Consider the following 15373-nt stretch of genomic DNA (forward strand, 5'->3'; position numbering starts at 1 on the left):
AATAATAAAAATACAGAAATTCTTTTAAAAAAATATTAAATTTTATCGTTTTATTTTGTATAATGAGTGAGAATGATAAGGTGAAATATTAAGATATTTTTATACATAGTAAGGAGAGAACCGAAAAGAATGGCACATAAAATTTTAGTTGTAGATGATGCGATGTTCATGCGAACAATGATTAAAAACTTGTTAAAAAGTAATTCTGAATTTGAAGTTATCGGTGAAGCAGAGAATGGGGTAGAAGCGATTCAAAAGTATAAAGAGCTTCAACCTGATATTGTAACACTAGATATTACGATGCCTGAAATGGACGGACTTGAAGCATTAAAAGAAATTATGAAAATTGATTCGAGTGCAAAGGTTGTCATTTGTTCCGCAATGGGACAACAGGGTATGGTGTTAGATGCGATTAAGGGCGGGGCAAAAGACTTTATTGTAAAGCCATTCCAAGCGGATCGTGTTATTGAAGCTTTAACAAAAGTAGCAAACAGCTAATATAAGGGGTGCCACAAGGAATCAAAACAATGATAGTAGATAGATATGTGGCCCCTTTTTTTCTTGTTTTAAAACACTAAATTGTTATACATAAATGAAATGTTTGTTAGACAGGTAGGGGATTAAAGTGCAAACAGATCTATTAAATATATTTTTTGAAGAAGCAGAAGAACATTTACAGTCGCTAAATGAAAATGTGCTAAATTTAGAACGGAATCCTGCCGATATGGGTGTTGTAGGAGAAATATTCCGCTCAGCTCATACATTTAAAGGTATGTCTGCGAGTATGGAATTTACAGAAATGGCGGATTTAACGCATAAGATGGAAAGTGTTTTAGACGAAATCCGTCATGGAAATATGATGGTGAATGCTAATATTATTGATGTTGTTTTTGAATGTATTGATAATTTAGAAAAGATGGTTGCAGATGTGCAGCAAGGCGGAATGGGTAATATAGATGTTGTATCAACGAAATTTAAATTAGAAGCATTATTGAACGGAAATGTAGAAGCTTCTATGGAAAATGCAGAGCAAAGTAGTATAAATAATGATGATACAGTTTCGCATGAAGTATATATAACTGTTGAACAACAAGCTATTTTAAAAGCAGTACGTGCCATTATGTGTATTGAAGCATTACAAAATTTAGGTAATATACAAAAAACGGTTCCAAGCATTGAAGAAATTGAAGCGGATGCTTTTGGATTTGAGTTTACAGTATATATGAATACCGATCATAGTGTTGAAGAATTGAAACGAGTAGTGCTTCATGTTTCTGAAATTGAGAAAGTAGAAGTGAAGCAAGGTAGTCATAAAGTACAAGAAGGCGTACAGGTGGAAGAAACGATTCAACAGGTTGAAACCAGACAGCTGGAGTCATCGTTAGAACTGCCAATTCAACTGGTGAGCAATACGTCAACTAAACGTACTACAAAAACGAAAAATGCTAAAGTGGAGAATCGTTCTATTCGTGTTCAGTTAGAAAAAATCGAAACATTAATGAATATGTTTGAAGAAAGTGTAATTGAGCGTGGACGAATTGATGAATTAGCAGAAACGATTCAAAATAAGGAGTTAATCGAGCATTTAAATCGATTAGGGGATATTTCAAAAGATATTCAAAATGTACTATTAAATATGCGTATGGTACCAATTGAAACAGTTTTCAATCGTTTCCCGCGTATGGTACGCATGTTAGCGAAAGATTTAGGGAAAAAAATCGATTTACAAATTACAGGTGAAGATACTGAAGTTGATAAAATAGTTATTGATGAAATTGGTGATCCACTCGTTCATTTAATTCGTAATGCAATTGATCATGGGATTGAGACTGTTGAAAAACGCCGTGATGCCGGCAAAAATGAAACAGGTACTATTAAATTAGAAGCGTTCCATAGCGGAAATCATGTCGTAATTCAAATTACTGATGATGGAAACGGTATTTATAAAGAGAAAGTATTAGAAAAAGCGATTAAAAATGGTGTTATAACAGAAACAGAGGCAAATAAATTAACGGATCGTGAAGTGTATGATCTTATTTTCCAACCAGGATTTAGTACAGCTGAAGTTGTGTCTGACCTTTCTGGACGTGGTGTTGGATTAGATGTTGTTAAACATACGATTCATAGTTTAGGTGGGCATTTAATTATTGATTCTGAGGAAGGAAAAGGAAGTACATTCAGAATTGAACTTCCGTTAACATTGTCTATTATTCAATCAATGCTTGTTCAAACAAACGATACGCGTTATGCGTTGCCTCTCGGTAATATAGTCGAAGCGATTCGAATTCAAAAGGAAGATATTCAATCGTTACAAGGAAAAGACGTTTTAAATTATCGCAATCAAATTATTGAAGTAAAACATTTAAACACTGTATTTGGTGAAAAAACAGTAGATGATGCGTTTGCATCATATGATAGTCAAATGGTTCCTGTATTAATTGTTCGTAATTCACATCGTAGCTATGGACTTATTGTCAACACAATTATCGGTCAAAGAGAAATAGTCTTAAAGTCATTAGGCGACTTCTTTGCAGAGAGCTCTAACTATTTCTCTGGTGCGACAATTCTCGGTGATGGACGAGTGGTCCTCATTTTAAACCCAGAAGGTTTATAATAGGAATGAAGGAAGCTCCCCACTTGTATACAATTGGGGAGCTTTTTGGTTAGAACTATTCATTGAGTGTGTAACAATAGTCGTTTGCAAATATTGTGGGAATAATACGTTTGATAAATATAACGAGTGTAATAGAAAGTTTATATCGTTGAAAGAAAAACAGAAATGAGGAGGCAGGGAAAATGCCTGAGCAACACACAAAAGGGGATACGAGCACGATTGTGCTAGAAAAAGAAAATGAGCATTTAACGCCTCAAGAATGCGATATTCTTGGCGAGATTGCAAATATATCATTTGGTTCAGCTTCGACTGTATTATCAACAATCTTAAATAGGCAAGTAAGTATTACTGCTCCTCATATTGAATTGGTGGATTTATATGATACAAGTAATGTTGAAATTCCGCATGTTGTATTAAATATCCATTTCACAAAAGGATTAGATATGGAAAATCTACTTGTCTTAAAGCAAGACGTCGCTTTATCTATTGCGGATTTAATGATGATGGGAACAGGGGTAGTTGAAGAAGGGAAAGAGCTTAGTGAATTAGAGCTAAGTGCAGTACAAGAAGCAATGAATCAAATGATGGGATTCGCAGCAACGTCTATGTCGGAATTCTTCCAGGATACAGTGGATATGTCCCCACCTACAATCAAAATTGTGAAACTTAAGGAAGAGATGGAGAAAATCTCTAGTATTAATGGAAGTAATGTAATTGTTAAAGTATCGTTTGAATTAAAAATAGATAATCTTATAGACTCTAAACTTGTACAAATTGTTTCAGTTGAACATGCGAAACAAATGATAAATAAATTATTACAATTATCTGGTGGTGTGGAAGAAGGAATAGAAGAGCAGACGGAAGTGGCGGAAACTGAGGTTGTAGAAGAACATGTTGAGAAAGAGCAGTTAACACAAGAAGAGAAAGATGTGCTTGGTGAAATTGCGAATATTTCAATTGGTTCGGCTTCAACCGTACTATCGACGCTTTTAAATCAGCCTGTTTCTATTAGTACACCAAATGTAGAGGCAATTAATGTTCGTCATTATGACGGAGTGCCAGTCCCATTTGTTATATTAAATGTCGATTTTGTTGAAGGATTAAAGAATGAGAACGTATTCGTATTTACGAAAGATGTTGCTTTAACAATGGTAGATTTAATGATGATGGGAACGGGTGAGATCGATCCGGATAAAGAACTAAGTGAATTAGAGTTAAGCGGTATTAAAGAAATCATGAACCAAATGATGGGGCATGCTGCAACAGCAATGTCAGAAATATTTAAAGAAAAAATGGATATGACACCACCAGATGTTAAATTTGTTTCGTTAAAAGAAGAAATGGAATATTTGGGAGAAGCGATGGAAGTGGACGAGCTCGTTCAAATTACGTTTAACATTGAAATTGGTGACCTTCTTCAGTCAAAGATGTATCAAATACTACCAATATCAGAAGCAAAAGAAATGGTTAGACGACTTCTTTATCCGATGATGGAAGAGCAAGAAGTAATAGTTGAAGAAGTTATTGAAGAGGAAGAAATTCCTGCACCAGTCATACAGCCGATTGAATATCAAGAAGTTAAACAGGTAGAGCCAGTGTATATGGATGCATCTATTCTACAAAATGTAGAAATGAATGTTAAATTTGTATTTGGAAGTACAGTGAGGACAATTCAAGATATTTTAAGTTTACAAGAAAATGAAGCGGTCGTACTGGATGAAGATATTGATGAACCAATTCAAATTTATGTGAACGATGTATTGGTTGCTTATGGAGAGCTTGTAAATGTAGATGGATTTTTCGGAGTAAAAGTGACGAAATCGCTATAGGAGTTTGAACAAATAGATGAAAAACGTAAAGTTTTTTCTAGTGAGTTTGCTATTTTTACATATATGTACTTTCTTCCCGTTGCAAGGGCAAGCGGAAGAAATAAGTGTACAAGAGCAAAATGTAAGTGAAGTGAATGAGCAAGAAGAGCAAAAAGAGCAAAATATAAAAGATCGGGAACAGTCGGAACGAACGGAAATACCCCCGGTTGAAGATGAAAAAAAAGTAGTAGAGAATGAGCAGGAGAAAGAACAACGAGAAGAAAGAAAGATAGAAACAGACCGAGGAATTATTACAGTTAATAAGCAGGAATTACAGGTTGGCGAAGAATTGCGAATTGCTGTAGAGCCAAATGAAAAAAATACTCAAAGTGTAAAAGGTGTATTGCAATTACAAAAAAATGGTGAGCAGTACAGACAGGAAAGAGTAATATCTTTCGAGTATGAAGAAGAAACGAAACGATGGATCGCTAATTACAAAGTCGGAATATATGATTTGCAAGGTGATTGGAACCTTCAGCTCGTTGAAAGCTATAAAGAAGATGAGAAGGAAGAAGTAGTAGAGAATGAATTAAATGTTCCGCTCATTCGAATTAATAACAAAATACCCACTATAGATAAAGAATTGCCGAAGTTAGAGAAGGTTACTATTGATGAGGCGAAAGAGAACTTTATTGAACGAAAAAAGGGAGAATTTGTTTATATACGAGTAAAAGCGGTAGATATAGAATCAGTTGTTAATGAAGTGCGAGTTATATTAAAAGGAAAAGAAGAAGGTAACGATATTACTTTTTTATTAGACTATAATAAACACGACCTGGATTGGCAGAAACAAATTGAAATAACAGAAGCGTTACCTAGTGGTCCGCACCAACTTATTGTGGAAGTAACAGATGCGGCAGGTAACAAACTTGTGACAGAGAGTGAATATATCATTTCTATTATCGAACAAAAAGTGGAAGATAATGAAAAGATAGAAGAACATGAGAATCAAAATAAACTAGAAGATAAGAAAGAAGCTGAGAAGCAGGAAGATTCGAAAATAGCGACTCCGCTTCCGGAAGAAAAACTTCCAGTTGTTCAAATTCCAAAGCAAGACGAGAAAGTAAACTATTTTATAAAAGAGCCGTTGAAGGAGAAAGAGGAAATCAAATACGTTATAAAAGAGCCATCGACAGACAATAAGGAAGTAAATAATGTGAAGGCTCCTAAAGAGAAAAAAAGTAAAAATGATGATCAAGTTGTTTCTAAAAAGAAAGAAAAAATAGAAGAACAACAAGAGAAGAAAGAAGAAAAAAGTGAACAGGGAGTACAAGCCTCTAATGTGTTTGCTATTATGTCAGGATTATTTGTACTATTTTTAGTTTTAAAGAGTAATAAAGAGTGGGGCTAATAATTTGATAGTAGTGGAGGCGCTTAAATGGAAATTAAACGTACTACAATTGAAAATAAGACGCTACACCCATTAAAACAGCCTGCAGCTATTTCAGAACATGAAATTCAGAAAGAACGAAAACAAAGTAACCTTGTGTTTACGGGGCAGTCCCAAATCATTTCGAAAAATAATGAAATAGGGATTATACTTGCGAGTTTAGGTGATGGAAAGATTGTAAAAGAAATGCTTTCTAAAGAAATGGATACAGTGTTGCAGTTGTTTTCAAAGCTACATATGTTGTCCGAGGAAGGAAAGCAATCGGAAAAAATATATGAACAGATTGTTAGAAGTTTGCATGGGCTTATTAAACAAGCGCATATAAAGGGAGTTCCGTTATTAGACGGAACGTATGATTTTGCTGAAGTGCAGCTTTCGTTTGGAAGAAAAGTGCATATTCCGTTACTTGATGTAAGTGCGCTCATTTCTAGAGTGGAACAAGATACATCAGAAGGAAATACGAATTTAATGATCACAGTTATTACAGCTTACATGACAAAATTGTCTAACGAAACAATTTTAATTAGCGGTACGGATCGCATTTCTAAAGAACGTGATGCAAGTGTGTGGAGAGCACTTGCAGAAATGAATATGACGCAATTATCGCATGCGTTGAAACATACGATTCAAGAGCATAAATGGTCTGTTACAGCTCTATTTCTCTTTATATGGGTTATAGGTATTATATTGATTCGTATTATATAATAAAAAAAGGTCGTCATTTCAATTATGACGACCTTTTTCTATATTTTTTCGTAGAAGAATGTATCAAAACGCTGAAGGTTGTAGCGTTCGGGTGTTAAAATTTGTTCTGTGCTACCAACGAATAGTACGCCGCCTTTTCGTAAAGAACGACTAAATTTTTCATAGAGCTTTATTCTGGCTTCTTCTGTAAAGTAAATCATTACATTTCGACAAATGATTAAGTCGTAGTTCGTATCAAATGTCTGCATTAATAAATCATGTTGTTTGAATGTAACTTGCTGTTTAATATTTTGATGCAATATATATGTATCATCTTCTTTTGTGAAATGACGTTGTTTTAAATCATTAGGTAATTCTTTCAAAGAGCGTTCTGTATATTGACCACGCTTCGCAGTTTCTAAAACATGAAAATCAAGATCCGTTGCTTGAATATCATAACGAAATGGAGCTAGATGCTTCGATAATATTAAAGAAAGCGTATATGGTTCTTCACCGGCAGCACAAGCAGCACTCCAAATTTTTAATTTGCCGTTATTTTGTTCAAGTAGCTTTGGTAGAGCTTTTGTCTCTAGTGTTTGCCAGCGTTCTTTATTTCTGAAAAACTCTGAAACGTTAATCGTAATGTAGTCAATAAAACTTAAAAATAATGTTTGATCGGTGCGTAAACTGTTTAAAAATTTTATATAATTGTCAAAACCTTTTCTTGAAATGAAAGCATCGATTCTTCTGCGCATTCTATCTTGCTTATAGGAAGCGATATCCATATTAAATAGCTGTTTAAAACTCGTAATAAAATGATCATAATCTTGTTCAGTTTTCATATTTACAATAGGCACAATAACGATATTGTGCCTCCCCCTTTACGTCATACGAATTTTTTGTTCAAAGCTTTTTTTCATCTGCTTTTCATGTAAGCCTGGTAAATCATAAATGACGGCGTCAACTCCTGCTTCTTTTGCAATGTCAATAGGAATGACAGACGTATGTTTATCCCCATTATAAAAACAGAGAACTAAATCAGTATCTTCGACAATTTGCTTTACAAAAAACATATAATCTGATCGATAAATGGAGTCGGAAGGATGATCAAAAGCAATATATTCAGCCCCGTGTTTTTTTAAATAATCAACGACTTCTTGAAATTCGTCTGTTAATACATGTAACGGTTGTAGCGTATAAAGGCATAAATTTTGAGCGAGTCTTTCGTTTTCAATGAAAAAACGAAGAACTTCATTTTCAATAGCTTTATAGCATAATATGTAAATTTTATGTTTGTGAGCATAGTCAATTAAAAAATTTTTTATTTCTTCTTGATCTAATGCTGTTAATTGATTTGAACCACAAAGAAAAATATTCATAGATTTGTGCCACCTCATGCTAAATTGTAACATATCTTCTATAAAAAATAACTGCAAAATATGAGTGTTCAGAGTATAATTATAAATAACTGGATTTTACGATTAAGTTTTGAAAGAAATAAAAAAATAAATAGGTGATATATATGCTACGTTCTATCTCGCATAATCCAATTTTATCGCATATACCGCCTGCTACTCAAATGCCGAAAGAAGCAAATGTCAGGACAGGACTTGCATTTTCGGATAATTTGCATGCAGATCCGAAAAAAGATAAATTGTTAGAACAAATGGAAGCGCTAGTTGATAACATTGGGGAAATTAAAGAGAAAATTGAATTAGAGTTAACGCTTGATAATGTTATGGAATACAAAAATACTGTGAAATCATTTTTGAATTTTTACGTTGATAACTTACTGCAATATAAAGACGTTATGTCTCGTCATCCGCGTTATGGATATTCGCAGAAAATGACAATTGTAAAACAAGCTGAAGTGGGATTAAATGAAATGGAAGATGTTATGAATTTAATTAATACGAAAACAGGGCATTTAGAAATGTTAAATCAAATTGGAGAAATTCATGGTTTAATTGTAAATTTAGTCTTGTAAAAGGGAAGGAAGCTATATGTACATACAATTATATGAAAAGCTTGTTATCATTCAAAAAGCATATGAAAATATTCAAACGCTTGGAGAACAAATATATGAGAATTTAAAACATAAAAATGTAAATGCAGTTCAAAAGCTGCAAGTGGAACAATTGCAGTACATAGAAGGTGTAAAAGGATTATCTCGCTCTTTTGAGGAGATGGTTGTTCAGTTTTGTGAAGAAAAGAAAGTCGAACCATTGCGTATGCGTTCGCTATTTTCGTATTTTTCACCGGAAGAAATTGAAAAAATAGAAGAATTACAAAAAATTTTAAATGAATTAGAAGAAAATGTAAAAATGATTCTTTTGAAAAATCAATATTACTTAAACGTACTATTAAAAACTACAGAGAGTATTGTAGATTCCGTTTCTGAATACAATTTGGAGAAAAACAATAATTCGCAAATCTTTATGAATGAACTATTGTAAAGGAGAAGTGAAGCATTATGAGGTTATCTGATTATAATACACCGCTATCTGGTATGCTAGCGGCCCAAATGGGATTACAAACGACGAAACAAAACTTATCTAACATTCATACGCCTGGTTATGTGCGTCAAGCCGTGAATTTAGGGTCTGTAGGAGCAAGTAATGGTCATACGCCAGGACAGAGAATTGGTTCGGGTGTACAAACATTAGGTGTTGACCGAATTACTGATGAAGTGAAAACGAAGCAATTTAATGATCAGTTGTCACAGTTCTCTTACTATGCATATATGAATTCTACTTTATCACGAGTAGAGTCTATGGTAGGAACTACAGGAAAGAATTCATTATCTAGTTTAATGGATGGTTTTTTTAATGCTTTTCGTGAAGTTGCGAAAAATCCAGAACAATCAAACTACTACGATACATTAGTTGCTGAAACTGGAAAGTTCACAAGTCAAATAAATCGTCTTGCGAAAAACTTAGATACAGCGGAAGTACAGACGACAGAAGATATTGAAGCGCATGTCAATGAATTTAATCGTCTTGGTGCTAGTTTAGCAGAAGCGAATAAAAAAATTGGACAGGCAGGGACACAAGTACCTAATCAACTATTAGATGAACGTGATCGTATTATTACAGAGATGTCTAAATATGCCAATATAGAAGTGTCTTATGAATCTATGAATCCTAATATCGCGAGTGTTAGAATGAATGGCGTTTTAACAGTAAATGGACAAGACACATATCCACTTCAATTAAATAAGGGGAGCGAACCGATGACTGTTGCGATTTATGGATCGGATATTCCTTTAACAGGTGGAGCCATTCAATCAGCAATAGATACGAAAGGAAAGATTGCTAGTTATAAGAAAAATATTGAAGACTTAATGAGTTCTGTGAAAAATCAAGTGAATACAGTGATGGGAAAAGATTTCTTCGTTGGAGATCATGCGAAAGATATTCAGTTAAATCCTGAATTCGCAAAAGATGTTTCAAAAATGAAAATTTCTGCTGAAACAGCAAATAAACTGGCAGGAATTACAGATGGAGATTATAAAGAAGGTCTTTCTTATAAACAAGCGTTAGACCAATTTATAGTTGGTGTAGCTTCTGATAAAAGTGCAGTGAATGCTTATCAAAATATTCATAAAGACTTATTAGAAGGTATTCAGCAAGAAAAGATGAGTATAGAAGGCGTCAATATGGAAGAGGAAATGGTTAATTTAATGGCCTTCCAGAAATACTTCGTGGCAAACTCTAAGGCCATTACAACGATGAATGAAGTATTTGACAGTCTGTTTTCGATTATTAGATAACGCGAGGTAGAAACGAAGCCCCTTTTTTTATGTGTAGAGAGAGGGTCCTGCATAGGGTGGAAGCGGACAGAGCCTTTTAGTGGACCAAGCCGTGTAAGACCAGAGATATGAAATGATTGAATGATAAGTTAGCTAAGAGGAAAGCCATGTGTAGTAAATGTATCGTCCTCGTGTTAAATAAAAATGAAAAAGAGCTTTTTTTATGTGTAGAGAGAGGGTCCTGCGTTAGATAGAGGCGGTCAGAGCCTATTAGTGGACCAAGCGATGTGAGACCAGAGGGTTGTGGGTTAGGTTAGAGAACAGCCATGTCAAATAAAAACGAAACGTCTCTTTCTTTTATGTGTAGAGAGAGGATCCGGCATAGTGTGGAAGCGGATAGAGCCTTTTAGTGGACCAAGCCGTGTAAGACCAGAGATATGAAATGATTGGATGGTAGGGAAGAAAATAGCCGTACAGTTGTGGTTGCTTCCCCGCGCTAAGTCAAATATAGATAAAGGAGGAGATAGGGATGAGAGTATCTACATTTCAAAATGCAAACTGGGCAAAGAATCAGATGATGGATTTGAATGTGCAACAGCAATATCACCGAAATCAAGTAACTTCAGGTAAAAAAAATCTTCTCATGAGTGAAGATCCGCTTGCAGCAAGTAAATCATTTGCGATTCAACATTCGTTAGCAAATATTGAACAAATGCAAAAAGATTTAGCGGATTCGAAAAATGTATTAACACAAACTGAAAATACTTTACAAGGTGTTTTTAAATCTTTAACAAGAGCGGATCAATTAACAGTGCAAGCGTTAAATGGAACGAATAGCGAAAAAGAATTGAAGGCAATCGGTGCAGAGATTGATCAAATTTTAAAACAAGTTGTATATTTAGCGAATACGAAAGAGCAAGGCCGTTATATTTTCGGTGGTGATAGTGCTGAGCAAGTTCCATTCACAGAAGATGGTACGTATCAAGGTGGAAAAAATGATGTGAACTGGCAACTAAATGATGGCTATGAATTAAAAGCATTTCGTAACGGAGAAGAATTATTATCACCGGTTATAAAAACGTTAAAACAGATGAGTGAAGCGCTGAATAACGGTGATCAAAAAGCTTTGCAACCACTATTAGGAGAAAATAAGAAAAACTTAGATAGCATCATTAACCGTACAACTGAAGTTGGTTCAACTATGAATACAATGGAGACGTTTAAAACGATTTTAAGCGAGCAAAATTTAGCACTTCAAGAAAACCGTAAAGAAATTGAAGATGTCGATTTGGCGGTAGCAATTTCTGACCTAGCATATATCAATGCAACGTATGAAGCGACGCTTAAAGCGGTTAGTACGATGAGTAAAACGAGTATTTTAGACTACATGTAAACAATAAGGAGTGAGACAACATGGCAGGAACATTAACAGGTATTGGCGGTAGACAACAGATCTGGAACCTCGGAAATAATATGATCGATACATCTAACTTTGTAGAATTAGAAATGCAAGCGTTAGATATGAGAAAAACACCGTATGCTAATGAAAAGAACCAACTTTCACAAGATAAACTATTATACACAAGTTTAAAATCAGAATTTAGTTCTTTCACACAAACATTTAAAAACTTAGCGGCTTTTAAAGGGAATGAGAAAAAAGTTACAACAACACAAGACGGTTATATTAATGTAAAAGCTGATGGTGGAGCGATTGCAGGAACTTTTAATATGACGATTACACAGCTCGCACAGCGTCATCAAATAGCTTCTAATTCTATTGATAATATAAATGAGAAGCTTCCAAGAAATGAAACAATAAAACTAGGCGATAAAGAACTAAAAGTAACAACTGATATGACATATAAAGATTTAATTAATAAAATTAATGATGGGGATTATGGGGTATCAGCATATACACTTGGTAATAAAATTTTTATGTCCTCTACGAAAGAAGGAGAGGCAAACGCTATTAAATTAGCAAGTACACCACCTAACGTACTTACTGAACTATTTTATTCAGAGGTGGAAATTAAAGGGACAGGCACAAATCAAGACAGTGAAACTAAGACGGAAATGAAATTAAATACTATTAATGAAGCGAAAAATGCTATATATAGTATTAACGGTATCGAGGACAAAAGTCCTACGAATACAATTGAAGCTCTTCCTGGCGTGAAAATTGAATTGTTAAAAGTAACGGAGCCAAAAGTAGACGAAAAACCAGGTGAAGAAAAACCAGATGCAGGTACAACAACAGATTCAAAAGTAAAAGGTATTGATCTGAAGTTTACAGTAAGTGATTCAAATGTAACAGACGCATCAAATATTATTAAAAAAATGGTAGCTGATTATAATAAAGCTGTTTCTACAATAGATATTTTTGCTGGAAAAGGTGGAGCCTTCCAAGGTCAAGCTATTATGCAAAGTGTACGTCAAGCGATGAATAACATCGTAACATTTTCTCAAGACGGTAATTATTTGTTTTCATTTGGAATTCAATTAAAGCAAGACGGGACGATGGAAGTTAATGATGAAAAATTAACACAAGCGTTAAAAGACAAGCCGGATGCAGCGAAGCAATTTTTCTTTGGTTCTAACGGTTTAGGGAAGATGATGGAAGAACCACTTGATAAACTATTTGGTGATAAAGGTGTAGTCGGAGAGCGTGTAAAAAACATCGATTCACGTGTAAGTGATTTAGATAAAAAGATTAAAGATATTGAAACACAAAATCTGCAAAAACAAGATGAGATTGTGAAGAAGTATCAAAAGCTAGAAAGTACATTAGCGGCGCTAGATAGCCAACTAAAAACAATTAAAGCAATGACAAAACAAAAAAGTGATGATTAATGAAAGTTGAGGAAGTGATCGTATGCAAGCATGGCAACGTTATATGCAAAATGATATTATGACGAGTAATCCAATTAAAAATACAATTTTTATTTATGAAAGATGTATCGTTGAGTTTCGTAATTTAGAAGAGCTTTTAAATACTTTTAAACTACAAGAAGGAGATGCACTTCTTGAAAAATTAGAACGTATTTTTGAAGAGTTAAAGCTTCAATTAAATCCTGAGATTACTAAAGATTTGTATGATAGTCTATTCGGTTTATACGATTGGATTAGCATTCAAATTCAGACGATGAAAGTAACGCGTGAAGTAAAAGACATGGATGCGATTGTGCAAGTGTTACAAGATTTAATAGACGGTTACCGCGGAGCACTCGAAAATGAACAATGATATTTATCGAGCGTTTGTCGGCTGTTTTAATGAAATCGGTGAATTACAAGTGTCAGATGAAGAATTTGCTGAGAAAAGTGCTATGTTAAATCGCTGGATGATGACCTTGGATGAAAAGACGCGAGCAGATGTTGCAGCGGAAGTGAGTCCATTAATAATAAAGGCAGCTCAACATATTCGAGATAAGCAAAAGATTTTGGAAGAAATGATTATGACAAATGATGGACGAATGAAAGCTAATTCGTTTTACGGTAAATATTAATTGTAAAGTATGGAAACGGGTTCTCCTTATTATAAGGGGAATCCATTCCGTTGTTTGAATAAAAGCGTTCCGCTGATTGAGGTTTCACTTTATGACTGTAATGAAAAAACAGAAATAATCTAAATAATAAAAAAAAGAACTTTATTTTATTGTTCTTATATAGAAATGTTATATAGATTACTAAGTGAATACAGTTTTTTTATTCTTTTATATATTTTTGTATTTTTCTAAAGACAACAATGGGAAAATGGAATAAAATATGAAAGGGTACATAATAGATAACATTTTAATAAATACATATAAGGAAATGAATAATAAAGTGAAACTTCCATCAGTGGATGATCATGCCGTAAGCGAGCATGATGGAAAAAAGAAGGGTGTGGAATATGCCGGACTTAGTTAGTGATGTTAGTCATTATATGAATTATTTAGTAACGAAGCGAAATACTGTTTCTAGTAATATTGCAAATGCGAATACACCAGGGTTTAAAGCACAAGATGTAACATTTGCTGAACAAATGAATATAAATAATCCGCTATTCAAAAAAAATGCTGCGGATTTAAAGAGTAATTCAGACTTATATCAAACGAATGAAATGCACTTACCAACAGTAAATGCGAAAAATACATATGCAAAGATTCAAACGAAATCAATGCAAACGAATAAAGATGGAAATAGTGTGGACGTAACGACAGAAATGCTAGATTTAATGAAAACAAACCAATTATACGGTATCTCAATTAATGCGATTAATACGCAATACGCAATTAACCAAGCAGCACGTGGACGTTAAGAGTAGAAGGAGAGACAACGATGTTCCAAGCAATTAATGCAAGTGGCTCAGGACTAACTACAGCGAGAAAATGGATGGAAGTTACTTCTAACAATATCGTAAATGCAAATACGACGGGAGCGCCGGGCGCAGAGCCGTATCACCGCCGAAGTGTGGTGCTAGAATCAAACAATAGTTTTGCAAGTATGCTAGATGGAGCTCCTACTAACGGAGTGAAAATAAAAAGTATTGAAACGGATCGAAATGAAAATCTTGTGTATGATCCGACGCATCCACATGCAAATGAAGAAGGATATGTACGTTATCCGAACATTGATGTGACAGCTGAGATGACGAATGTAATGGTTGCTCAAAAAATGTATGAAGCAAATACGAGTGTATTAAATGCAAACAAAAAAATGCTCGATAAAGATTTAGAAATCGGCCGAGGATAAGAGGGAAGATGGGAAATATGAAAATCCAACCAGTGTTAAATACACAGCCATTTGGAGCAATTCAGCCAATTGGCGTACCGAAAACTTCAGAAACATCTGTAGTTGAAGGCAAAAAGTTTATTGATTTATTGGAAGATATGAATCAAACGCAAAATAATGCACAAACAGCAGTATATGATTTACTGACAAAAGGGGTAGGAGAAACGCATGATGTTTTAATTCAGCAGAAGAAAGCTGAATCACAAATGAAAACGGCTGCTCTTGTACGAGATAACCTTATTGAGAATTATAAGTCACTAATTAATATGCAAATTTAGGAAAATGGACGGGTGTGT

Annotated in this window: 17 protein-coding genes; 15 read left to right on the top strand and 2 right to left on the bottom strand. The window is 34.2% G+C overall.

All coding sequences use genetic code 11. The features are described 5' to 3' along the window. Positions 1 to 129: 129 nt before the first annotated feature. The 5 genes from MHB76_RS08140 (at position 130) to MHB76_RS08160 (ending at position 6577) form a co-directional block, all read left to right on the top strand. Complete coding sequence (locus MHB76_RS08140; protein WP_000940577.1) at positions 130 to 498, top strand: response regulator; 369 nt, start codon at positions 130 to 132, stop codon at positions 496 to 498. Positions 499 to 625: 127 nt separating this feature from the next. Beyond that, complete coding sequence (locus MHB76_RS08145; protein ID WP_016104380.1) at positions 626 to 2614, top strand: chemotaxis protein CheA; 1989 nt, start codon at positions 626 to 628, stop codon at positions 2612 to 2614. 182 nt (positions 2615 to 2796) lie between these two features. After that, complete coding sequence (locus MHB76_RS08150) at positions 2797 to 4443, top strand: flagellar motor switch protein (RefSeq protein WP_016104381.1); 1647 nt, start codon at positions 2797 to 2799, stop codon at positions 4441 to 4443. Between the two features lie 16 nt (positions 4444 to 4459). Further along, positions 4460 to 5833 carry a transglycosylase gene (locus MHB76_RS08155; protein WP_078173046.1) on the top strand — a complete coding sequence of 458 codons (1374 nt, stop codon included), beginning with the start codon at positions 4460 to 4462 and terminating at the stop codon, positions 5831 to 5833. Positions 5834 to 5860: 27 nt separating this feature from the next. Next, positions 5861 to 6577, top strand: a complete 717-nt coding sequence (locus MHB76_RS08160) for a hypothetical protein (protein ID WP_078173047.1) — start codon at positions 5861 to 5863, stop codon at positions 6575 to 6577. 38 nt (positions 6578 to 6615) lie between these two features. Here MHB76_RS08160 and MHB76_RS08165 read toward each other — a convergent pair whose 3' ends face one another. Then, on the bottom strand, positions 6616 to 7398 hold the full coding sequence (locus tag MHB76_RS08165; RefSeq protein WP_078173224.1) for a CheR family methyltransferase: 783 nt from the start codon (positions 7396 to 7398) through the stop codon (positions 6616 to 6618). Between the two features lie 39 nt (positions 7399 to 7437). After that, positions 7438 to 7935 (bottom strand): flagellar motor switch protein FliG, encoded by a 498-nt coding sequence (locus MHB76_RS08170; protein WP_078173048.1) that lies wholly within the window; start codon positions 7933 to 7935, stop codon positions 7438 to 7440. Between the two features lie 143 nt (positions 7936 to 8078). Here MHB76_RS08170 and MHB76_RS08175 point away from each other — a divergent pair, with 143 nt between their 5' ends. The 10 genes from MHB76_RS08175 to fliE all read left to right on the top strand — a co-directional run bounded on the left by MHB76_RS08175 (position 8079) and on the right by fliE (position 15355). After that, on the top strand, positions 8079 to 8543 hold the full coding sequence (locus tag MHB76_RS08175; RefSeq protein WP_002149161.1) for a YaaR family protein: 465 nt from the start codon (positions 8079 to 8081) through the stop codon (positions 8541 to 8543). A 16-nt stretch (positions 8544 to 8559) separates the two neighbouring features. Then, positions 8560 to 9012 carry a hypothetical protein gene (locus MHB76_RS08180; RefSeq protein ID WP_078173049.1) on the top strand — a complete coding sequence of 151 codons (453 nt, stop codon included), beginning with the start codon at positions 8560 to 8562 and terminating at the stop codon, positions 9010 to 9012. A gap of 17 nt (positions 9013 to 9029) precedes the next feature. Beyond that, on the top strand, positions 9030 to 10328 hold the full coding sequence (gene flgK, locus MHB76_RS08185; protein WP_044441430.1) for a flagellar hook-associated protein FlgK: 1299 nt from the start codon (positions 9030 to 9032) through the stop codon (positions 10326 to 10328). Positions 10329 to 10836: 508 nt separating this feature from the next. Continuing rightward, complete coding sequence (locus tag MHB76_RS08190) at positions 10837 to 11700, top strand: flagellar hook-associated protein 3 (protein WP_002149158.1); 864 nt, start codon at positions 10837 to 10839, stop codon at positions 11698 to 11700. 20 nt (positions 11701 to 11720) lie between these two features. Then, entirely contained in the window at positions 11721 to 13157 is a 1437-nt protein-coding gene (locus MHB76_RS08195; RefSeq protein WP_078173050.1) for a flagellar hook-associated protein 2, read from the top strand. A 22-nt stretch (positions 13158 to 13179) separates the two neighbouring features. After that, positions 13180 to 13548 (top strand): flagellar export chaperone FliS, encoded by a 369-nt coding sequence (locus MHB76_RS08200; protein WP_016104388.1) that lies wholly within the window; start codon positions 13180 to 13182, stop codon positions 13546 to 13548. Then, on the top strand, positions 13538 to 13810 hold the full coding sequence (locus tag MHB76_RS08205; protein ID WP_002201054.1) for a hypothetical protein: 273 nt from the start codon (positions 13538 to 13540) through the stop codon (positions 13808 to 13810). Before MHB76_RS08200 ends, MHB76_RS08205 begins: the two co-directional genes overlap by 11 nt. Before the next feature lie 386 nt (positions 13811 to 14196). Then, the gene (gene flgB / locus MHB76_RS08210; protein ID WP_078173051.1) at positions 14197 to 14604 is read left to right on the top strand and encodes a flagellar basal body rod protein FlgB; all 408 of its coding nucleotides are present in this window, start codon (positions 14197 to 14199) and stop codon (positions 14602 to 14604) included. 20 nt (positions 14605 to 14624) lie between these two features. Further along, positions 14625 to 15038: a flagellar basal body rod protein FlgC gene (gene flgC / locus MHB76_RS08215; protein WP_002030933.1), complete on the top strand. Its 414-nt coding sequence runs from the start codon at positions 14625 to 14627 to the stop codon at positions 15036 to 15038. A 17-nt stretch (positions 15039 to 15055) separates the two neighbouring features. Next, positions 15056 to 15355 carry a flagellar hook-basal body complex protein FliE gene (gene fliE / locus MHB76_RS08220; protein WP_078173225.1) on the top strand — a complete coding sequence of 100 codons (300 nt, stop codon included), beginning with the start codon at positions 15056 to 15058 and terminating at the stop codon, positions 15353 to 15355. The last annotated feature ends 18 nt before the right edge of the window (positions 15356 to 15373 follow it).

The sequence above is a fragment of the Bacillus sp. FSL M7-1345 genome (genome assembly GCF_038006985.1).
In the GTDB taxonomy this organism is placed as follows: Bacteria; Bacillota; Bacilli; order Bacillales; family Bacillaceae_G; genus Bacillus_A; species Bacillus_A cereus_U.